The organism is Paenibacillus sp. 2TAF8 (assembly GCF_052114825.1).
Classification (GTDB): domain Bacteria; phylum Bacillota; class Bacilli; order Paenibacillales; family Paenibacillaceae; genus Paenibacillus.
On record NZ_JBFRFN010000008.1, the window covers coordinates 103375 to 125669 of the forward strand.

General features: G+C 45.2%; 18 protein-coding genes. 4 read left to right on the forward strand and 14 right to left on the reverse strand.

Annotation, left to right across the window (positions count from 1 at the left end):
- Positions 1-76: 76 nt before the first annotated feature.
- From AB4Z30_RS14015 to AB4Z30_RS14065, 11 genes are all read right to left on the reverse strand, one after another.
- Entirely contained in the window at positions 77-727 is a 651-nt protein-coding gene (locus AB4Z30_RS14015) for a nucleotidyltransferase family protein (protein ID WP_441927309.1), read from the reverse strand.
- Positions 669-1778 (reverse strand): XdhC family protein, encoded by a 1110-nt coding sequence (locus AB4Z30_RS14020; protein WP_441927311.1) that lies wholly within the window; start codon positions 1776-1778, stop codon positions 669-671. The genes AB4Z30_RS14015 and AB4Z30_RS14020 overlap by 59 nt, the downstream gene beginning before the upstream one ends.
- A gap of 88 nt (positions 1779-1866) precedes the next feature.
- Positions 1867-3192 carry a 5'-deoxyadenosine deaminase gene (locus AB4Z30_RS14025; protein ID WP_441927313.1) on the reverse strand — a complete coding sequence of 442 codons (1326 nt, stop codon included), beginning with the start codon at positions 3190-3192 and terminating at the stop codon, positions 1867-1869.
- 32 nt (positions 3193-3224) lie between these two features.
- A complete protein-coding gene (gene uraH, locus AB4Z30_RS14030; RefSeq protein ID WP_441927315.1) occupies positions 3225-3602 on the reverse strand; it encodes a hydroxyisourate hydrolase in 378 nt (125 codons plus the stop codon).
- A 38-nt stretch (positions 3603-3640) separates the two neighbouring features.
- The gene (gene uraD / locus AB4Z30_RS14035; RefSeq protein ID WP_441927317.1) at positions 3641-4156 is read right to left on the reverse strand and encodes a 2-oxo-4-hydroxy-4-carboxy-5-ureidoimidazoline decarboxylase; all 516 of its coding nucleotides are present in this window, start codon (positions 4154-4156) and stop codon (positions 3641-3643) included.
- Between the two features lie 269 nt (positions 4157-4425).
- On the reverse strand, positions 4426-6051 hold the full coding sequence (locus tag AB4Z30_RS14040) for a PucR family transcriptional regulator (RefSeq protein ID WP_441927319.1): 1626 nt from the start codon (positions 6049-6051) through the stop codon (positions 4426-4428).
- 274 nt (positions 6052-6325) lie between these two features.
- On the reverse strand, positions 6326-9091 hold the full coding sequence (locus AB4Z30_RS14045; RefSeq protein ID WP_441927321.1) for a CHASE3 domain-containing protein: 2766 nt from the start codon (positions 9089-9091) through the stop codon (positions 6326-6328).
- 195 nt (positions 9092-9286) lie between these two features.
- On the reverse strand, positions 9287-10675 hold the full coding sequence (gene fumC, locus AB4Z30_RS14050) for a class II fumarate hydratase (RefSeq protein WP_090924818.1): 1389 nt from the start codon (positions 10673-10675) through the stop codon (positions 9287-9289).
- A gap of 157 nt (positions 10676-10832) precedes the next feature.
- Positions 10833-11843, reverse strand: a complete 1011-nt coding sequence (locus AB4Z30_RS14055) for an aldose 1-epimerase (protein ID WP_441927324.1) — start codon at positions 11841-11843, stop codon at positions 10833-10835.
- Positions 11844-12077: 234 nt separating this feature from the next.
- Positions 12078-12887, reverse strand: a complete 810-nt coding sequence (locus AB4Z30_RS14060; RefSeq protein ID WP_441927326.1) for an MBL fold metallo-hydrolase — start codon at positions 12885-12887, stop codon at positions 12078-12080.
- A 184-nt stretch (positions 12888-13071) separates the two neighbouring features.
- Complete coding sequence (locus tag AB4Z30_RS14065) at positions 13072-13338, reverse strand: hypothetical protein (protein ID WP_441927328.1); 267 nt, start codon at positions 13336-13338, stop codon at positions 13072-13074.
- Between the two features lie 265 nt (positions 13339-13603).
- Here AB4Z30_RS14065 and AB4Z30_RS14070 point away from each other — a divergent pair, with 265 nt between their 5' ends.
- From AB4Z30_RS14070 to AB4Z30_RS14085, 4 genes are all read left to right on the forward strand, one after another.
- A complete protein-coding gene (locus AB4Z30_RS14070; RefSeq protein WP_253494267.1) occupies positions 13604-14836 on the forward strand; it encodes an aminopeptidase in 1233 nt (410 codons plus the stop codon).
- Positions 14837-14928: 92 nt separating this feature from the next.
- Positions 14929-16161 carry an aminopeptidase gene (locus AB4Z30_RS14075; RefSeq protein WP_441927330.1) on the forward strand — a complete coding sequence of 411 codons (1233 nt, stop codon included), beginning with the start codon at positions 14929-14931 and terminating at the stop codon, positions 16159-16161.
- A gap of 265 nt (positions 16162-16426) precedes the next feature.
- Entirely contained in the window at positions 16427-17017 is a 591-nt protein-coding gene (locus AB4Z30_RS14080; protein ID WP_123066513.1) for an RNA polymerase sigma factor, read from the forward strand.
- Entirely contained in the window at positions 16995-17936 is a 942-nt protein-coding gene (locus AB4Z30_RS14085; protein ID WP_441927333.1) for a hypothetical protein, read from the forward strand. The genes AB4Z30_RS14080 and AB4Z30_RS14085 overlap by 23 nt, the downstream gene beginning before the upstream one ends.
- A gap of 1 nt (position 17937) precedes the next feature.
- On the opposite strand, the gene AB4Z30_RS14090 is transcribed toward AB4Z30_RS14085, so the two are convergent.
- The 3 genes from AB4Z30_RS14090 to AB4Z30_RS14100 form a co-directional block, all read right to left on the reverse strand.
- On the reverse strand, positions 17938-18465 hold the full coding sequence (locus tag AB4Z30_RS14090) for a hypothetical protein (protein WP_441927335.1): 528 nt from the start codon (positions 18463-18465) through the stop codon (positions 17938-17940).
- A gap of 233 nt (positions 18466-18698) precedes the next feature.
- Positions 18699-20162: an Msr family ABC-F type ribosomal protection protein gene (locus AB4Z30_RS14095; protein WP_441927337.1), complete on the reverse strand. Its 1464-nt coding sequence runs from the start codon at positions 20160-20162 to the stop codon at positions 18699-18701.
- A 542-nt stretch (positions 20163-20704) separates the two neighbouring features.
- The gene (locus AB4Z30_RS14100; protein WP_441927577.1) at positions 20705-21997 is read right to left on the reverse strand and encodes a hemolysin family protein; all 1293 of its coding nucleotides are present in this window, start codon (positions 21995-21997) and stop codon (positions 20705-20707) included.
- Positions 21998-22295: the final 298 nt, after the last annotated feature.

Below are 22295 nucleotides of genomic sequence, written 5' to 3' on the forward strand. Positions count from 1 at the left end.
GGCTCCCCCTCCTTTATTCTTTCTCTTTTCCTCGAGGGTTCTGGGTTGTCTCCCAAACCGACTCATGGCGTTAATATCAGGCTTCCCTCCACATCCGCTCTTCTGCATAATCCAAAATCCGTTGCAATTGCGGCTCTGTGTCAGCATCCCAGAAGCTCTCTTGGGGTAAAGGTACATGTACACCTTGATATTTAGGGTTACGAAGCAATTTACGTGCTCCTTCGTCTCCATGCAGGGACAATAACGGACCGAACATATGGGAGCGAAAAGCAACCGGCGGTTTACCTCCCTCATCGTCCGTGCCCGCAGCATAATCACACATTGGGTTAAGACCCAATACCGCAGGGATACGATTGATCTCATCTGTTGTTATAAGAGGCTGATCTGCCATCAGGATCAGAATGCCTTTCGGCCTATACTCCATGGCTGTTAATATACCGCAATGAAGAGAGTTCGCCATTCCGCCAGCATAATCTCTGCATAATGCAATACGTAATCGGGATTCGGGATTATACGTGTAAGCAGATGCCTGAAGTCTCTCTAAGGGCAACCATTCAAGGCCGTCCTCTGGCCTGACTACACAGACAACCTGATCCAAACATGAGTTCAGGGCGGCTTCCAGTGTCCAAGCAGCCAGCGCTCTTCCATCCGGCATGATGACAGAGAGTTTATCTCGTCCTAGCCTTCTGCTCTTCCCCGCCGCCAGAACGATACCGGTCGTTTGCATAAACTCCGCTCCCTTTTTCGACCATCAATGTGGAATTCCCAGTCGTATTCATTTGCCGTCTGCATGCAATCAGTTCAGCAACAATGCTGATCGCGATCTCCTCCGGCCCGTCTGCATCGATGGACAAACCAACCGGACTATGCACATGATCTAGTGGCGGCAAACCGTCGAGTAAACGAGACGTTCGGGTACGTGAACCCATAATGCCGAGATACGCGTATTTGCTGCCCACGAGCAGTTCTAACATTTCGCGTTCCCGCGGGAATTGATGGCTCATCAGGATAAGATAATCCTGCTCCTTAATGTTTAGGTTTGGAAAAACCTCCTGGGGAAACCCCTGTACCAGCTCTGTTTCAGGAAATCGTTCAGGTGTACAGAAGGTATCTCGCCAGTCAGTGATGACCACATGGAATCCAGCAGACTTAGACAATCTGGCAACAGGCAAGGCATCATTACCGGCGCCAACGATAATCAAACGTGGTTTGGGCATGTAAAGCGATGTGATATGTGGGGGGAGATCCCACGGATTCGCCTCAACCTTGGGAAACTGAAGATTTGACAACTCATTTTCCAAAAAATCAGGTTGTTCCTTCAGTATCGAAAAGTGCTCTTGCCCTGCCTCTATTCCAAACCATTCATACGTAACCTCACTGTAACCTTCATCAAATGATCGGATAAGGGTAATTGCTGAACCCGCATCAAAACACTGCTTCATCTGTTGCATAATGTACTGTAACTCCCCGCAGACAGGCTCCAGCAACACTATAACCAGGCCACCACAACCGATCGTTTCTCCCCAAGAGAAGTCATCTTCAGGCCGCATATCGTAGGTGGCCAGATCCAGTTGCTGCGTCTCCAGCACCCGGCTTACCCGAGCTTGCAAATCACTCTCCAGACAGCCCGGGCTGATACTGCCGTACATCCTGCCATCCTCAGTGATCAGCATGGAGACGCCTTGTTTACGGTAAGCATGACCCTCCACTTTGATCGCGGTAGCAAGCACGCTCCGACATCCCCGAACCGCAATAGCACACAGATCATGCATATCCATCTGAGCCCCACCTTTCGACCTTCAACCTTTGACGTCTCCATAATTGATAAATTAATGGTCAGTATAGTCGGTGTACTACTGCATTCCTTTACATTCGTTTCATTAGGCGAGCAATGCTTTTATCTGACTCTCTCAGTACGATACTACGGTCAATGGTCTGGATCTTGCGATTACTCAATACAATGCTGCCATCGATAATAACCGTATCCACACAGCTTCGGGTTGCGGAATAAACCACACGGGAGTAAATATCGGTCTCATAGGATGGGTAAGTGTGGAAATCATCGAGATCCAGCAGGATCATATCTGCCTTTTTGCCAACTTCAAGACTGCCGATTTCTCTCGACATGCCCAGCACTTCCGCACCTCCCATCGTTGCCATATGTAGCACGGTTCTGGCATCCATCACCGTAGGCCCATGTGGCACCTTCTGAATCAGAGCGGTCATACGCATTTCCTGGAACATATCCAGATTATTATTACAAGGCGCGCCATCTGCCCCGATTCCCACTGCGATCTGTCGGTTCAACAGGTCGGGGATGTCCGCTATCCCGGAGGAAAGTTTCATATTGGAACCGGGACAATGAGTTACTTTGACACCACGTTTACGAATAATCTCCTTTTCCTCTTCACTCAACCACACACAATGTGCAAGAACCAGTCTGGGGGTAGCCAGGCCGATGTGATCAAGATAGACGATGTTGCGCATGCCCCGTTCGTGTTCTACCAGTTCAATCTCTCCACGATTCTCGGAAGCATGGGTATGCACCTTGACATGATATTTATTGGAGAGGTCACGCACTTCCACCAGCAATTGCTCCGTACAGGAGACAACAAACCGTGGACAGAAAGCATATTGAATGCGCCCCCCGCCAAAACCGTTCCATTTTTCCAGCAAATCAACACTTTGTTGCAGTGAATCCGCCGTATTTTCGCGCAGAGGTTCAGGAACCTCATCCCCATGATCCATCATCACTTTGCCTGAAATCACCCGCATGCCACTCTGTGCCATCGCTTGAAAAGCGGATTCCGTATGATGCACGGTCTCCATATCCAGAATCGTCGTTGTACCGCTGGAGATCAATTCACCTAATCCGAGCATCGCGGAATAATATACGGATTCTTCATCATGTGCCGCCTCCAGCGGCCAGATGCGTTTACGCAGCCAATCCATCAGTTCCATGTCGTCCGCACGTCCGCGAAACAATGTCTGGCACAGATGAATATGAGTCTGAATAAAGCCGGGCAGCAACACTTTTCCTCGCGCATCAATGACTTGATCTGCTAACGTTTCATCGACGTGCAATGCAATTTCTTTGATCTTGTTATCTTCAATGAGCAAGTCTCCCGTAAATACATCCTCTTCTGCATTCATTGTGACGAGCTGTGCGCCTTTGAGAAGAATCGTTCCCATCTCAATCTCCCCTATCCCGTTCTGTCTTGTATTCAGCTCCCCCGGTATGTGCTGTATCCCCCTGGTGCAATCAATAAAGGGATATGATAATGACTCCCGGTATCTTTTACGGCAAAACGAATAGGTACTACCGTCCACAAAACATGTGTCGTCTCCGCTTGAGCTTGTGCAAAATATTGATCCACATGGAATCGCAGTTCATATTCGCCTTCTTCAAGCTCCCCTTCCGGAAGCAACGGTGCGTCCAGACGTCCATCCGGATTTGTTAGTGATTCCTTCACCTTGCTTATACGTTCCTCGTCGTTTCCTAACCTTTTTACTGTATATAGTTCAATTCGTACTCCTGCGGCAGGTACACCTATGGATGTATCCAGAACATGCGTAGTAATTCGGCCGGCATTCAGTTGCATCAGACACCATCACCTTCTACCTTCTCTCGTCATCATTCTTAAGATCCGTCCCTTGCCAGCGCATACCATTGTCGCAATCGTATGGCGGCTATCTTGAACACTTCATTTAATGCCGTCTCGAATTCCTCCTGAGGACTTCTCCCACGTCGATGTCGTATGGATTCCAGAATGGATTCGGCTGTATGACCCTTAACCGCCAAGATGAATGGAAAGCCAAATTGAGTTATATATTCTCCGTTTAACTGTTTGAGATCCTTGTATTGTTCGGGCGAGAGAGAATCCAGACCGGCTCCAGCCTGCTCCTGAACCGAATTACTGCTCATGCTGATTCGTGCGCCCAAGTCCGGGTGCTTGCGCAGCAGCTGCAGCTTCTCTTCATACTTCGAAGCAAGAACTTGTTGTGTCATAACCTGCATCATCTCTTCCAATGAACTAAAAGGTCTTAACACAGCAGAACGCTCTGCAACCCAAGCTGATTCTTCGAACAAAGTGCCAAATGTCTGCACAAACTGTGTATCAGACCAGCTGTTAACGTGATGTATAAGATCATCCATGTTAAAACCTCCGGTCTCTGATTGATTATTGTTCCTTATTTTATTCATCAACCTCTATTGTGACAATAATATTCACGTGATTTTGTTACATAACATAACACATAGCGAGTGAATTGTTATTCGTGCACGGAATCTTTCTCAACTAATTGTCCCTGACGTAAACAAACCGTACTTCCGATAGGGAAGTACGGTTTGTTTACTTAACATAAAGCTGTATAATTTATCATCCAGCGTATCACTCACATTAAGAGCATCATGAGGAAAAGTTATTACATTCGATGTCTAACAGATGTTCTATCTTTATCATCCCTCACGAATTTACGAAATGTGAAGACCAGCTTTAATTTGAGCAGATCATTTGACTTCTTGAAGTCCATTTGTAGCAGACTGCTGATCTTTTCCATACGGTAGGTTACCGTATTACGATGCACATAAAGCTGTTTGGCTGCTTCATTAATTAATCCGTCATTTTCAATAAAAGACTCCAGGGTACTCATAAGTACCTGATTAGGGTCACCATCTCTGGCAAGTAAAGGTTCGAGCACTTTATTGCAGTAATTCTCCATAATTTGTTCCGGCACATGCTGAAATACATAAGCGAATTCCAACATCTCAAATTGCAATGCTCGATCCTTCATGCCGAACCTGTGAGCCAGCTGACGAGTATCCAGGCACTCATGATATGCTTCACGCAGTGATATCGGCTCATGTTTCATTTTACTAATCCAGAAACGAGGCCCAGGTGCTCCCTTGGCTTCTTGGGCTGCAAACACATCGTCAAATCGATGGATGAGAAATGCGGATAACTCCTCCCCATAATCCCGCCCCGTCGGACAACTGTAAATGGATAGGATACCCTCATTCATCTGAAAATGCTGGGAAGTAGCAAATTGCATTAGCGGATTGTACTGCAATTCACGATGAATCTGTTTGAGTAGTTTACCCTCAGCGAAGACATTGGGCTCCAGCGTAGTTAGCACACACTGATAAGTTCCTTGTAACAGGTGCACTCCTTTATTTTCGCTATAAGTCAAGAGCTCTTGCATCGTCAATTTCTGATCCATGTACTGGGTAAGCAGTGTTCGCATTTCATCCTGAACTGTTGGGTTGATATGCTCACGGTAAGTCATATCCATGTAAAAGGCGAGTACATCTGCAGCCTGCTGAAACAGTTCTTCCTCTGCTCGCAGAGACAAAGCTGAATCCGTATATACCAGCAAGAAGCCGTACTCCTCGTCCTTTTGTTTGATCGGAACACGGTAACAGCTCCCTTGGTTCCACTTCACCCGTTGCATGACTGATTTCCAGGGCCACCCTTGCATAACTCCATGGTCCGACATTACATCATCGTTTGCATAAAGTACATGTCCGCGCGAACCAATAACGGCAATCGAATAGTTGAGGGTTGTGGACATTTCTGCAAATACATTGTGATGTTGCTGCTGTTGTAATGCAAACTGCATCAGCTTTTTTTGTTTTTGCACGACTTCATGAAGTAACCGATGACTACGTTCATGTTCCACTTTGAACAAGGCGTTCATCTGGTCTGAGAAAGTGAATTGGAACGGAAGCTCCAAAAGTGGTAGCCGAAGTCGATCCGCTTCCTCTACTATACCTTCGGGAATCGATTCCCAGAATCGTCCCAGCTTGATGCCAAGTCCTGCACATCCACGTTCATTCAAACGTTGCATTAATCGAAGCGCATCTGTCTCACTATCTTTTATCATAAAAGCGGTCGTAAACAGCATATCTCCAGATTTAATCCAATCTGTGATATCAGGAGCGTCCATGACGTTGACAGACTTCATCATCCGTGACGTACCATCCCGGCCTGCAATCAGTTTGGCTTCAGACAACGGGTATACCTGCAAAGCTTCTTTAACGGTAAGTTGCATGGACATGACCTCCCATATCATTGACTTTTCATGTAATAAAAATAGTTTATAACGGCTTTCTTCTCCTCAAACGCCCAAAATTTAAATTAAAATAGTAGAATAATCCAATTACTTGTTAAGTATTATAACATCATTTCTCGAGAAGAAGCTTACATGAGAAAAAAATAAACCTATGCCCCCGATAACAGCATCATCATGCTGCCACGGGCATAGGTTCGACAAGTTTTACACATGCATCCTATCTTTAAATATAAAGATGAACAAGCTGATCATATCAAATCTCCAGCTGTACGTGATTCATCCATAATTTCATACGGGATAATACATCTTTAATATTCAGCGGTTTGCTGAGATAGTCGTTAGCTCCAGCCGCGATACATTTCTCTCGATCTTCTTTCATCGCTTTGGCTGTGAGTGCTATGATGGGGATTTCYGTCAGACCGAGACGCTCCCGAACATGACGAGTTGTTTCGTAACCATCCAGTTCCGGCATCATAATATCCATCAGAATGATATCCGGTTTAAGATCTCCATGCTCCAGCAAGTCCAGACATTCCGTTCCATTTTGGGCAGAGATCACATGCATGCCATACTGTTCCAAAGCATTCGCGAGCGCGTAAACGTTACGGATATCATCATCCACCACCAGAATGTGACGGCCGTTAAATAAAGATTCCTCCAGCGGTGTAAGTAAGATCTCCATATTTTTCATATCCATCTGTGACTGAGGCGATGAAGGGTGATCGCCTTCCTGCAACACAGTTCCTGCTACTTCATTTATGAAAAGTCTGGAGCTTTGTCCCTCCTGCATGATTTTGTCTTTTCTACTCACAGGAAGAAACAGCGTGAACACACTGCCTTGGCCCAACCGGCTCGTTGCCGAGATTGAACCACCAAGCAATGAAGCCAGGGATTGAGAGATGGATAGCCCTAGTCCCGTACCTCCATATTTACGTGCCGTTGCCCCATCAGCCTGTTTGAATGCCTCGAAGATCTGGAGCAGTTTATCCTCCGCAATTCCAATTCCCGTATCACTAACGGAAAAAGCAATAACTTCGGTTTCCTGATCGGCGTGTTCCGGGTCAATCAGGCGCAGCTGAGAAATGGTCAGCGCCACTTCGCCTTCGCTGGTGAACTTGAACGCATTAGAGAGCAGATTTCTAAGAATCTGATGCATCCGCATCTCGTCTGTTTCGATCGTAGCCGGAAGTGGACTTTGCAGCTGAATACGGAAATCTATTTTTTTCTGTTCGGCCGTTTTCAAGAAATACTGATTCATTACTTCGGGTAACGTATCGAGATAGACATCATCAAATTCCACTTCCATCTGTCCAGCCTCAACCTTCGACAGATCAAGAATATCGTTAATCAGATTAAGCAAATCTTTACCCGATCTGTGAATGACAGCTGCATAGTTCTGCTCTTCACTGCTCAAATGATGATGTTTGTTTTCCGCCAATATCTCGGAGAGAATCAACATGCTGTTCAGAGGTGTACGCAGCTCGTGCGACATATTAGCCAGAAACTCGGATTTGTATCCCGAACTGATTCGCAACTGATGAGCAGCTTCTGCAAGTTCCTGGGCTGCATTCTCCGCCGTTCCCTTCTGATTCTCCAATCGTTCATTCAACATGGTTAACTCTTCCGTCTGCATCTGCAATTCTTCTGTCTGAGATTGCATCTCTTCCGTTTGAAGCTGTAGTTTCTCGGATTGTGCTTGTAACTCTTCGTTCAGTACCTGTGACTCATCGTAAAGATGCTGGAGTTCCATCCGAGTGACAGTGGAGTGAAGCGAAACAGCGAAAATGACTGTTAATTCCTTGATCAATTCCATGGCCTTGTCGGTTAATGGCTTCATTGAAGCGAGTTCTACGACCGCAACGGTCTTTCCTTCAAACAGGATGGGTACAACGGTAAGCGAACTCGCTGAAGCATGGCCCAGACCGGACGAAATTCGAATGTAATTCTGCGGTAAATCATTCATCCGTAGCACCCGCTGCTCAATCGCACTTTGACCAACTAACCCTTCACCAGGTGCAAGTGATATTTTCCCAAGCGAGCTTTCCTTCTCCCCATCTCCTGCATAGGCTGCCGAGCGAAATAACCGATTGTCTTTCCAATGATACAACACGCTATACGGAATCTCTAGCATTGTCGCAAGCTCACTCAGGAACAAGCGTGACAAACCTTCTAAAGTGTTAGGGTTTTGAAAAAGAGTAGCAACGCTTTTAAGTTGGTCCTTCACCCGGTTTTGCTCCTGTACTTCATCCAGTAGTTGATTGGCTTCATGTGCAAGATCAGCCACTTCATCTCTTGTTCGTACACGTATACGTTGCTTCAAGTTGCCTCCTTTAGAAATTTCGCTGATCGTTTGCTTCACCTCTTGAAGTGTTCTCACGATGTTGCCAGAAACAATAAAAGCTGCGGCAATAGACAACGCTGCAATCAGACTCCACAGGGTATACATGATTGTCAGCAAAGTAGAGCTACGGTTAGCCAAGTCCGTCACCCTTGCTTCTGTTAGCAAAATTTCGGTGTTGCGGAAGGTAGCCAGCTGGGAGCGAAGCAGATCTATTTCCGTTTTCCCCGGATCGGACTGAAAAAAAGCGAGAACCTTATCCTGATCCCCTTCTTTCTTGAGCTGAACGGAACGTTCACCGGCAATTTCAATCCAACGGTTAATATGGGATTTAATATTTTGCAAGCTTTGCTGTTGTGCCGGATTATCACTGATCAGTGCGTATAACTGATCGTAATTTGTATTCCATTCGGAAAGACCTTGATCATAAGGCTCTAGGTAACTTTCCTTTCCAGTAAGCATGAACCCTCGCTGTCCTGTTTCCATATCCAGTACGTTTTTCTCAATCGCGTTGGTCAGATTATGTACATCCAGATCATGATGACTAATAAAATCATTTTCCTTTTGCAACACATCGATTTGGGCCGAAAGGATTAGTAGTACTACACCAAATAAGAGCACAACCACAAGATAGCCCAATACAATTTTGGAGCGTATCGTAAATCTTCTCGTTTTAGACAACGTGGAACCCTCCAAATATAGACGAATGCTGAATCATTGCATGAAATCTGTTGCATTAGTATTTTATATGTATAGATATCATCTGACAAGCAAAATATGCGATTACATAAGAAAAACGACCTGCTTTGCAGGCCGCTTTTCCGGGACTTTATTCATAGATATTATTATGAACACACAAAAGAGTCTAAAATCGGTTTAGGCCTTTGGTGCAATCATTTTAGCCGGGTCTACATATTGATCGAATTGTTCCTCTGTAAGAAGTCCGGTTTGTAACGCAGCTTCCTTCAGGGACAAACCTTCTTTGTGTGCAAGCTTTGCAATTTTAGCTGCATTCTCATATCCAATATGAGGATTGAGTGCAGTGACCAGCATAAGCGAGTTATCCAGATTGTGTTTGATCTGATCCAGGTTCGGCTCAATACCCACAGCACATTTGTCATTAAATGCTACGATGGAGTCAGCAAGCAACTGTACAGACTGCAGGAAGTTATAGATGATGACAGGTTTGAATACGTTCAGTTCAAAATTACCTTGGCTCGCCGCGAACCCAATCGCCGCATCGTTACCCATCACTTGTGTCACAACCATCGTGATCGCTTCGCTCTGTGTAGGGTTCACTTTACCTGGCATAATCGAGCTGCCCGGCTCGTTCTCAGGGATGCGAATCTCACCGAGACCGCTGCGTGGACCGCTTGCGAGCCAGCGTACGTCATTGGCAATTTTCATCATATCTGCTGCAAGCGCTTTTACTGCACCGTGAGCATATACAACTTCGTCATGGCTGGTCAGGGCGTGGAATTTGTTCGGCGCAGATACGAAATCTTTGCCTGTATGTTTACCGATCTCCTTGGCAGTAAGATCACCAAAGTCAGGGTGTGCGTTGATTCCCGTTCCTACAGCCGTACCACCAATCGCAAGCTCCTTCATATACTCTACGCTCTCGCGGATCATGCGTTCACTCTTACCAAGCATGGCCTCCCAGCCACTAATCTCTTGCCCAAGCGTAATTGGTGTTGCGTCTTGAAGGTGAGTACGTCCAATTTTGATGATATCTTTAAACGCTTCCACTTTTTCCGCAAAAGTCGCTTTCAACACGGCAATCGCTGGCAACAACTGATCTTCCACAGCAAGAACACCTGCGACGTGCAATGCCGTTGGGAACGTATCGTTGGAGCTTTGTGACATATTTACGTCATCATTCGGATGCAGGCGCTCTTCCTTGCCCTTTTGCTCCAGCAACTGGTTACCCAGATTGGCAATGACTTCGTTCACGTTCATGTTGGATTGTGTACCACTGCCCGTTTGCCATACAACTAATGGGAAGTGATCGTCGATACGTCCTGCTATGATCTCGTCTGCCGCATAAGCAATCGCATCTGCCTTTGCCGCTGATAATTTTCCTAATTTATGGTTACTGGCTGCAGCACTTTTCTTCAAAATGGCGAGAGCACGCACCAATTCCATGGGCATATGCTCGCGTCCAATCGGGAAATTCTCCTTACTGCGCTGTGTCTGAGCGCCCCACAGCCTGTCAGCTGGTACTTTCATTTCGCCTAACGTATCTCTCTCAATGCGGTATTCCACTTGCTTGTCCTCCTCCAAAATGTTGGTCTGGGTCTCTACAAAGCTTGTGTATCTCGTCATATTATACATGATTTACGAGCAGGTTTTCACCTTTTCGACAAAATTGTAAGCGTAGTGCAAAACAAACTGACTATGACTGGGTTCAATCGGTCACCGTCTATTTATGAGCAGAAATCGGATATAAACGGCTCGTCTGTTCAAACAATTCACCTGGCTGCAGGCCGACAAGTCCCATCTCTTCCGCAGAAATCCCTTCTACATTCGGGGCATTGACCAGATTCATCTGTGGTTCCGGACAGAAAAATTCATTGCAGGCATTATTATTCCAGATCATCCAATGTTTATAGGATGTACCCACATCGTATACCAACTTGTCTCCTGTGCGGTGATCCGTTAATTCCATATAGTTACGGCCATTTTGCGGCTCCGCGGTATAGTGGTTATCCATAGCTGCAAAAAACGGACTGACTCCACCCTGTTTGAGCTGCTCTTCTTCCGGTGTAAGCGGTTGAAATTCTCCCGTTGGCAGGGAACGTTCGTTTAATTCACGCCGCTGACCAATGGTCACTTTCGCTGTATAATCCGAAGACTGACTGTCCGGTGCAAAAGGAACTTTGATCGCCGTATGGAAAGCAAACAGGTTCGGCATATATTCTGTGCCCGTATTGTTCACGATCAGCTGTTGTTGCAGACCATGACTGCTCAAGGAGTAACGAAGCGTTACACTGAATGTAAACGGCAAATATTTGTAAAAAGCATGCCCTTCTCCAATACTTTGGCTGAGCGTGACATAACTCTCCTGATCATTGGATCCATAACCTTCCACCGTCCAAGCCACATCATGCAAAAATCCGTGCAAATGGTTGCCTGTCGCAGGTTCATTAATCGGCAGTTGATAGACTTTGCCATTCCAAGGGAAACGACCATCCTCATACCGGTTTGGCGGGGATAGAACCGGAATACCATATACGGCTGGAGCCGCCATAAATTCATCCATCTGATCCTGATCCGGCTCGCGCAGGTAGCTGTATCCTTTTTCCGTATCCCGAAATGCCACCAGGTTCGCGCCAACGCTTGGAATCACCGCTGCTTCAAATGAACCAAAGCGCAGCCATACCGCAGGAATGCCGCCAAATTGTTCTTCAAACGCTGTATTCTGTTGTGTCATCGTTATATGTACCTCCTGCATACTAAGGTTATATTATACGGCTCGACTATATCATGATTGCGCCTAAAAGAACAATCTGAGATCGAGAACAAATTAAACATTAGAGTGCAATAGAGCGCAAAACAAAAGACAGCTGCTCAATCAGCTGCCTTGATCACTCTTTGTTGGTCTTTGTTAGTCTTTGTTGGTCTTCATCGCTTTTCAAGTCACTCACGAGTGAGGGTCTATGTTGTCTCATTCTACATACTTGCCCTGCTTGGGTACCGTATCTTCTTCAAAATGCATGTCGAGATGGCGGAGTGATTCATGTAGTAACTCTCCGCTTAACACATGTCCATGCCCTGTCACAACCGTTCTCGGCTTCAGTTGCCTGATCCGCTGAACCGATTCATGTGCTGCCTCCCAATCCGTTGTAAAATACGCCGGAGGGCCGTGTAACTGTTTGTCCTGAAGCAGAACACTCCAGAGCGACTCCTGTTTGACCGAGACAATCGCATCACCGGCAATTAGTAATTGATCTGCTTCGCGGAACAAGGAGATATGCCCCGGTGTATGACCTGGCGTATGAATCCAGCTCCAATCCTTTGTGCCTGGCACCGTATGATTTTGGGGTAGACTGAATACCCGATCATCCAGATTAATCGCTTCGTTCGGATACGTAAATGACAACTGCGCCATCAGGCCTCCACCCACGGAAGGGTCTGCCGGAGGATAATTTTTCAAACCTGTAAGATAAGGTATTTCAAGCGGATGCGCATACACCGGCACTCCCCAGAATTGCTCCAGTTCAATTACCGTTCCCACATGATCAAAATGACCATGCGTTAAAATAATGGCAGACGGCGGACCTTGAAAACGCTCGGTTGCCACATCAACAATGTGATTCGTGAATTTTGACATTCCTGTGTCCACGAGGACCCAGCTCCTGCTTCCTGGTTTTCCAATGAACACGACATTCACAAAAAGGGTACGCAAGCTCAAAATATCAGGAGCAATTTCCTGGGCGCTGGTCATTCCTGATGTAATCAGATTGTCAAATGCCATTCACGATTACCTCCCATCAGGCGAATTGTCTCTCTGGTTAAGTTCATATCGTAGACTTCCCTTTTCTGGAACATCTATTCGGAATCTCAAAAAATAAACTAGACGGTGCGAACCCTTCACAAGGCACACACCGTCTAGTATAGTCAGGCAATCCGGACAATAGAACAAGAACATTTACTTTACATTAAGCCGGGTAAGCATCCAAGGCTGCATCCAGCAATTGATTGTACAAATCATCATCATTTTCAAGCAACTCGTCCATTTTCAGTAACTCTTCTTCGTCACCTGATTGTTCCGTGAAGTGCAGGCTGTAGTCCCAATCCTTGCCGTTCTTGCTCATAAACGTAATTTCATATACGGATTTATTACCCTCTGTTTTGAACACCGTGCTACCTACAAAACTTTTTTCATCCTCACGACGCATTTCTGCGCGAATAATTTCAATACTCACTTTTATACTCTCCTTTAATCTCTCGTTTAAGGCCTCACTTCAATAAATCCTCGATTAAAACGTCCAAAAATCTCTCTTTTGGCGCTTTTCTCCAACTTTCTGGCAAAGCTGTTTGGTAATTATTATTGGTTAATTGTACAATATATATCGTAGCAACGTATACATTATTCAATGAAGGCCCTATGCTGATTCCTCATAAACTTCAAAGAGGACTATAATAGACCGTCAGCTACGATATTCATATCACATTGGAGGAAAAAATAGCATGAACAATTTTGAATCAAATCTGCAACAATATGCTGAACTGGCTGTCAAAGTAGGTGTCAATGTCCACCCTGGACAAACCTTAGTCGTAAATGCGCCAATCACGGCAGCTCATTTTGTACGATTGATCGTTAAGGCTGCTTACAACACGGGTGCAAAACTGGTCAAGGTCAACTGGAGTGACGAAACGGTTACTCGACTTCACTATGATCTGGCTCCAGATGAAGCGTTCTCCATTGAACCGAAATGGTTTGCAGGTGAAATGACAGAGCTTGTTGAAGAAGGTGCGGCAATCCTGCATGTTATCGCGGAAAATCCGGATCTGCTAAACGGAGTTGCACAGGAGCGCATCGTAACGAGTCAGAAAGTGCGCGGCAAAGCGCTGGAGAAATATCGTGCCTATCAAATGGCTGATAAATTCAGCTGGTCCATCGTTGCTGTCCCTTCCCCTGAATGGGCCGCTAAAGTATTCCCGGATCTGCCTGAGGCGCAGCAAGTGGACCGCCTGTGGGATGTTATTTTCAAAACGGTACGAATTGGTGAAAAAGATGCTGTCGCTGAATGGAAAACTCACTTGCAAAACCTTGACTCGCGCGCAGATTTGCTAAACAGCAAAAAATATAAAAAACTTCACTACACCGCGCCAGGTACAGACTTAACCATCGAACTTCCCGAAGGTCACATCTGGGTATCGGGAGGCAGTGTAAACGAGCAAGGACATGTGTTTATTGCCAATATGCCTACAGAGGAAGTATTTACTGCACCGCTGAAAACCGGTGTGAACGGTACTGTCCGCAGCACAAAACCGCTTAGTTACGGTGGCAATCTGATTGATGGCTTCTCCCTCACATTTGAGAATGGACGCATTGTTGATTACACTGCTGAGCAAGGGCTTGATGCACTGAAGAACCTCGTCGAAATGGATGAAGGCGCACATTATCTGGGCGAAGTTGCCCTTGTTCCACATCAATCTCCAATTTCGGATACGAATATTCTGTTYTACAATACTTTGTTTGATGAGAATGCATCCAATCACTTGGCAATCGGAAATGCGTATGCTTTCTGTCTGGAAGGCGGCAAAACGATGTCCAAGGAAGAGCTGATCGAACATGGCATGAACTCCAGTCTGACGCACGTTGATTTCATGATCGGTTCCGGTGAGATGAACATCAATGGTGTCACTTCGGAAGGTGCCGAAGAACCGATCTTCGTAAATGGAAACTGGGCATTCTAATTTGCTCCATGCATAGAGAGGAGATTTCTCCTCTCTTTTCCTGTGCCTGAAAATCGTCGTACTCATATTTAAAGATTATGGAGGGACATTCGATGTTAAGTTTTAAACAAAAGCTGGATCGATACGCTGCACTCGCTGTCAAAGTTGGGGCAAACGTGCAGCCGGGGCAGATTTTTGTCATCAATGCCATGATTGATGCAGCACCACTTGTGCAACTACTGGTACGCAAAGGATATGAAGCCGGGGCCAAACAAGTTATCGTGAAATACTCCGATGAAACGGTCAATCGTCTTCGCTTTGAAATGGCTCCCAAGGAGTCCTTCGATGAACTTCCAAAGTGGCATGCGGCAGAGATGGAGGAACTTGCGGAGAATAATGCCGTTTTTCTGACGATTTTATCTTCCAGCCCTGATCTGATGAAAGGCATTGATCCGGCTAGAATCTCGGCGAACCAGCGTTCCTTTGGTCAGGCGATGGCTAAATATCGTCAGTATCTGCAAGCTGATAAGATGAGCTGGACTGGCATTGCTTGCCCTTCACCGGATTGGGCAGCCAAGGTATTCCCTGATCTTCCACAAGCAGAACAGATGAATCAGCTCTGGGATGCGATATTTGCCGCAGTACGCGCGGACGTTGAAGATCCGATCGTTGCGTGGGAACAACATATCGAACGCCTGGAGTCACGAGCCGTAGCGCTCAATAACAAGAAATACCATGCATTACATTACATCTCCCCAGGCACAGATCTTACGATAGAGCTTCCTGAAGGGCATATTTGGGCGCAGGCTGGTAGCGTAAACGCACAAGGCACCCCTTTTGTAGCCAATATTCCAACGGAAGAAGTGTACACCGCTCCAGCGAAATACGGTGTGAACGGCACAGTGACCAGTACTAAACCGCTAAGTTACGGCGGTAGCATTATTGACCGGTTTACCCTCACATTTGAGAAGGGACGGATTGTGAACTTTCATGCAGAGCAAGGTCAGGAAACGTTAGAGCGACTCATTTCCATGGATGAAGGTTCTCATTATCTTGGCGAAGTTGCGCTTGTACCTTTCCACTCTCCGATCTCGGAAAGCGGCATTCTGTATTACACAACACTGTATGATGAGAACGCTTCCTGTCATCTGGCCATCGGCAGCTCTTATGCTTCCAATATCGAAGGAGGCAAAACGATGTCTCCTGAAGAACTTGCAGAACGCGGCATGAATACGAGCATAACCCATGTTGATTTCATGATGGGTTCTCCCGAGACTGATATCTATGGCATTACAGCGAGTGGTGACCGTGAACCGATTTTCCTGAAAGGAAATTGGGCGTTTTAAAAAAAACTTGTGTGTAACCACGATTTCATATTTATAACCTGCGTTACGTTAAACACTTAAAATTAAACAGGTGATTTTGCTGACATGGATTCCATGGTTTGCAAGATCGTCTGTTTTTTCTTTTTCAGCAAACATCAAACAGGGCCAGAACTCCCTCTTTTCAGGACTGTAATCAGGTCTATCGGACATTGTAACGTTTCCATAATCTGTTGTAAAATGTAATGATACCAATGTTTGTGGACTGTTGACCAGAAAGGAGAACACCATGGCCAATCGGCTCCAGCTTTTACTTGCATCCGATTTTCATCAATTAGGACCTGTACTTCAGGAAGAAGTCTATTACGAATACTATAATATGGTGTATGGGTTAATCGTATATATCATCAAGGAACGTGCAGCGGCAGAAGATATTATTCAGGAAGCTTTTATTAAAATCATCAAAAACAAACCCCTCTTCGAAGATGAGGTTAAACTTAAAGCCTGGCTCAAAGTAGTCACCCGGAATACCGCAATAAATTATTTGAGAAAAAATAAAAATAATCGTAACCAACTGGACTCGGACAGTGTCTTTATAGATATAGAGACCATGAACCAGACAGCAGTCTCGGTGGAAAGCATGGTGGAGACACAGATGATGCAGGAGTCCATCGAGCATTATCTCTCCCAGTTGAAACCAGAATATCGCGTACTCGTTGAGTTACGGTGGAAAGAAGGCTTTTCTTATCGGGAAATCGCTGAGTTGTTGAACACAACTGAAGACATTGTTAAACAGCGTTTATTCCGGGCACGTGGTAGTATCAAGAAGAAATTACATAAGGAATGGGGTGGAAGCATTGAGCAAAGGCAAGCTAAATAAGCTTGAACAGCCATTCGATTCAGGTCTGGAAGATGAATACTTTGATGCAACGTTTGAGCAGGCGTTTGATGAAGCTTTCCAGCAAGCTGCCTCCGCCCCTTCTGCCTTCCGTACGGAATCCATGCAGCAATCCTGGCAAAAAGTACAGAAAGAGATCGAACGAATCGGGGCACGTAAACGTAGAATACGCACCTTCAAGCTATCGGGCATCGTGGCAGCTTCTGTGACCATTGGAGCCGTTATTTTCAGTCTGCCCTCAGGAACACAAGCCGTATCTCCTATTGTTCAATCGATCAAGGATTGGAGAAATGGCATGAAATCGATCATGGTTGAGGATAAGTCTGTAAATCTGAGTCCCGATCCCTCAACCGCCAAAACACCGCCACCACCCGACCTTGAATCGAGCACAATTATCCATGATGAAGCGGAAGACATTCCTGCCTTTGAACTCAACAAACATGTTTTCCGCCCCGTTGCGGTTACGGAAAAGATCGCTCGTGATGGATTTATCGGTGAATTTATTATATCCAAAGCCATTCCTGCCCGTTTTGACAAGATAAAATATGAACTCGTACTGGATACAGAGAATCCCGTCAATCCTGACAACTATTACGAGTCCGATATGATGAGGGTGAAATACTCCATCCAAGGTAAAAGTGATATAGACGAGCTTATCCAGTTCGATTATGAATACGTTAAGCCAGGGCAGTCTCTTGAGAAAACATCACTGCAGAAAAGCACTGTTGTGAAGCTTGCAGATGATAGTGAAGCACTCATGTATGTGGGACCACCCTTCAATTCTATTCAGTGGATGACGGGTTCTCTAAGTATGAGTCTGTTTGGAACCGTGACTGAAGAGGAGATGCTTGCAATCGCCAACGATTTTCTGGAGCAAAATTCTCCTGCCAAATCAAAATAAATTAAAACAATACACTAGGTGATGTATGTGTAGACTGATCCGATGTCATCCCATCATGAGCAGTATGAACACTAGTGACACGATAATAATAACCGGATGTGACCTCCCAATCCGAATTGGATCGAAGAAGATTCATTTGGGTCTGTGTTGAGGAGCTGCCTGCGAACATTACCCAAGCTGTTCCTGTCCAGCGCTCCAATCGATAATTCACAGACAAGGTTTTCATGTCTTTGAATGTTCTAGTCGTTGTTTTTACGATGGCATGAAGTCCGTCTCCGCGTGTTAATGTACAAGTCGCCTGATAGATATGTACGGGTTTGGCAGCCCTTGATTGGAGGAAATACTCCTGAGATTCGAGTGGCGGCGGAGCGGTTCGAGCTCCCGATGTCACGTTGATGATCGGACTTGCAACTGCAGACGGATCGGCAGACAGGATAAGGAAAACTGGCGCAGTCAAAGCCAGAATCAAACTTACTTTCAAGATTGGCGTACGGCATATTTGTCTACCTCGTCTAAGGATATTATGCATCTTCATTCCTCCTCAGCTCTGTTTTAATTTTTGGTGTAATCTATTAAACGGACGGAATGGATAACTGGTTTCAAAAAAATAAGGACGCCCGATGGTTCAATCGGTAGCGTCCTTTAAACATTTTCCAGATAAATAAAATCGTGAAACCTAAAATAATCCATCTCGTATGATGAAGAATAGGCTTAATTCGGCGGAATCTAAATCTACTTTATGCAAACAACATCATCTTCTGATTACCTGATTCGAATGATTTGTTTATGCTCTATAGCGTATACCTGATCGGCAACATTTTCGATCAAACGTGCATCATGTGAGATGAAAACAATCGTGCCTTCATAGCTTTTCATCAAGTGCTCCAACGCTTCCATTGCAGGAAGATCAAGAAAATTACTCGGTTCATCCATAAGCAAAATATTGTATCGGCCAAGCAGTACTTTTGCCAGCTGCAACTTCATGATCTCGCCACCGCTTAATACAGCTAATCGCTTGCGTACATCATGCTGAGAAAATCCGAGAGATGCTAATACAGCTCGAATCTCCGATACCTGATAGTCACAGTTCTCCTGCATGAATTCCATGACGACCTGATGGCGGTCAAGTGTGTATGCATGTTGCGCAAGATAACCGATCTCTACTCTAGGCGATATGGTGATGCCCTGTTCACGGTTTAAGATCATGTTAAGCAACGTTGTTTTCCCCGCACCGTTTGCACCGGTAAGCGCAATCTTAGCCCCAAGCGGGAATTGAAAAGAGGCTATTTCTAAAATGACAGTATCACCAAATGCTTTGTTCATCTCTTTTCCTATAATCGGAAATGGATTGTGGAGTTCTAACGCATGATACTGACGAAAGTGAATCGTACGATTCACCTCTGGTGCTTGGACATCACCTAACGCTTCAATCCGTTGTTCCATATTTTTGGCGGCTTGATGAAGTTTCTTTTGTTTACTTCCCACAGATTTCTGATGAGCAAGTCTGCCACCGTGATCAGAGCTATTTTTTCTTGCAGCCCCTTTCTCTTTCTGATCGATTTTCCGTGCCTGATTCCTTTTTTCAGACATCGCTTTTTCCAGTCGTTCTCGTTCATTCACATATTGCTGATACTGGATTTCCTGCTTTTTCTGGTTTTCATTTTTCTGAGCCAAGTAATCGGAATATCCACCCCAATACTCGGTAATCTTCCCATCCTTCAGCTCCCAAATTTTATCAACCACTTGATCCAGAAAATACCGATCATGACTGATGACCAGCAACGCTCCCGTATAAAAAGAGAGCTGATGGATCAGGAAATGGATTGCCTCCGAATCGAGATGACTCGTGGGTTCATCTGCAAAAATACCGTGCACTGAACTGGACAAAGCCTGAGCAATCTTGAGCCTTGTTTCCTGCCCGCCACTCATCTGTTCTCCATCCAATCGGTTTACGCCGAGCTTGCCTGCCAGTGCGTAATCCACTTCCCCCTGAGCCCCGTCCTGCTCCATCTGCGGGATATAAGCAAAACTGCCGTTCCTCACTACTTTCCCATAAGATTCGGGAATCTCACCCAGCAATACTCTCAACAATGTACTTTTACCTGCTCCATTGGCTCCAACCAGACCAATTCGGTCGTATTCATAAAGTTCCAAATGTTCAATATCTAATACTTCACGGCCCGAATATTCCACTACAATCTCTTTTGCTTTAATTAACAAACTCATTATAGGTTCCTCCTTCAAAAATCGCAGTTTACACGCTCGCAGGATGACCTGCGATTTAAGAAGGGGGATTATATAAAGAAATACCAATGCATATATCTCATGAGGTCTTCCCTCCTTTCTGTGTCAAGCATTTTGGGTGTAATAAAAAATGCAGATCCGAGTCCACTATGGACTTAAATCTGCATTACTCACGTATAGAAGACACTTCGAATTAGCATAGCACAAATAAGCTACCTCTTTCGAAACCTATGTCTCGCCATACGTAAAATAAGCAAATCAAAAAAGCCCACGATTGTGGAAAAATAAGCTTTTTTGATCTACTTATCGAAGACGTATGGAATGAGTCATAGGAACAAGCCTCCTCTTCTTTAATTGAATTGAATATTACCATGAGGTTCTTCATACGTCAACCTGGAACAAAAACTTGTTAGAAAGCGATCAAAAAAGCCGCTAAATAGTAGCGGCTTACATGTAAAGAACCTTTAGAACACTTTAAGAACATCGATAAATTCAAAAACATGGACTTCATGCTCACCGAGAAGCTACGCACCTTCTCCTTCAACAAGCATTTCAAGCTTCACTACATTCACACGCGAAATACGCTTGTGTTCTGTCTCCTTAATGATAAACAAATACCCATCATACTCAACGGATTGACCCACTTCAGGCGGAATTGCATCCACTCTGGAATATAACCAGCCGCCAATCGTATCGTAATCCGTTCGATCCATCTCGATGCCGAATCGTTCACTGACTTCTTCGATCAGCATTAATCCGTCAATCGAGTATTCCATTTCATTCACTTGTTCAATGGTCGGACGCTCCTGGTCAAATTCATCTTGAATCTCACCAACAATCTCTTCCATGATATCTTCAAGTGTGACCATACCGGAGGTTCCTCCATATTCATCGATCAGAACAGCAATCTGAGTCTTGCTGCGCTGCATACGTTTGAGCAAATCACTAATCAGCGTCGTATCAGGCACAGCCAGAATCGGACGAATAACGGATATGGTGTCCGTTAGCTGTGAACGCATCAGATCCTTAATGTGAATAAAGCCGATAATATGGTCCTTGTCTCCGTTATATACCGGATACCGGGTACGCATGCTTTCGCTCGCAATCTCCATATTTTCCAGCATGGACTGATTGGCGTTGAGACAGATCATTTCCGTCCGCGGAATCATGATCTCACGGGCGGTTGTATCCGTAAAATCAAATATATTATCAACAAGTGCTAATTCAGTGTTATCAATTAAACCGCTCTTATTGCTTTCTTTCATGAGAATACGTATTTCATCTTCACTATGTGCATCGTCCAGCTCCGAAGCAGGTGCCATTCGAAACAGTCTGAGCAATCCGTTAGCCATGCCGTTCAACGCCCAGATGAAAGGGAACATCAACTTGTAAAAGAACGTCAGCAGCACCGCAGACCACAGCGTAATGGCCTCCGACTTGCGAATAGCCATCGTTTTGGGAGCGAGTTCGCCCAGGACAATATGCAAAATCGTAATAATAACAAAGGCAATGACAATCGAAATGCCATGCACATATACCGGACCCAGTCCAAATGCAGTAAACACAGGCTCCAGCAGTCGTGCAATGACGGGCTCTCCCAGCCATCCGAGTCCAAGTGAAGCTAAAGTAATGCCAAGCTGGCAAGCTGACAAATATGCATCCATATTACGTATAATGTTTGACGCATATTTGGCATTTCGATTACCCGCTTCTACCAAAGCCTCAATTCGGCTGCTCCGCACCTTCACCATCGCAAATTCTGCCGAGACAAAGAAACCATTCATCAATACCAGTAAACCAATTAAAATTAAACTCATAATACTCGGTAAGGGGTCACTCAAATGTTCTTCCTATTCGCCGTTATCGTTCGGCAAATAGGTCCACCTCCTTCGAAAATGTAGGATATTAGCCATTCTGCCGTTCATATGCAATTTCAACTTCCCAATGCTTCCACCTCCTGCTGTTTGTGACTGAATAACTTGGATATGCTTCTTTTATTATATAATTCTACACTACACAGTCAATCCGTGTCCTATGACACTTAAAAGGCCAAATCGACACAATTCGTTTACAAAAGTAGTGATTTCGCTGTTTTATTCACATTTCAAGAATTTA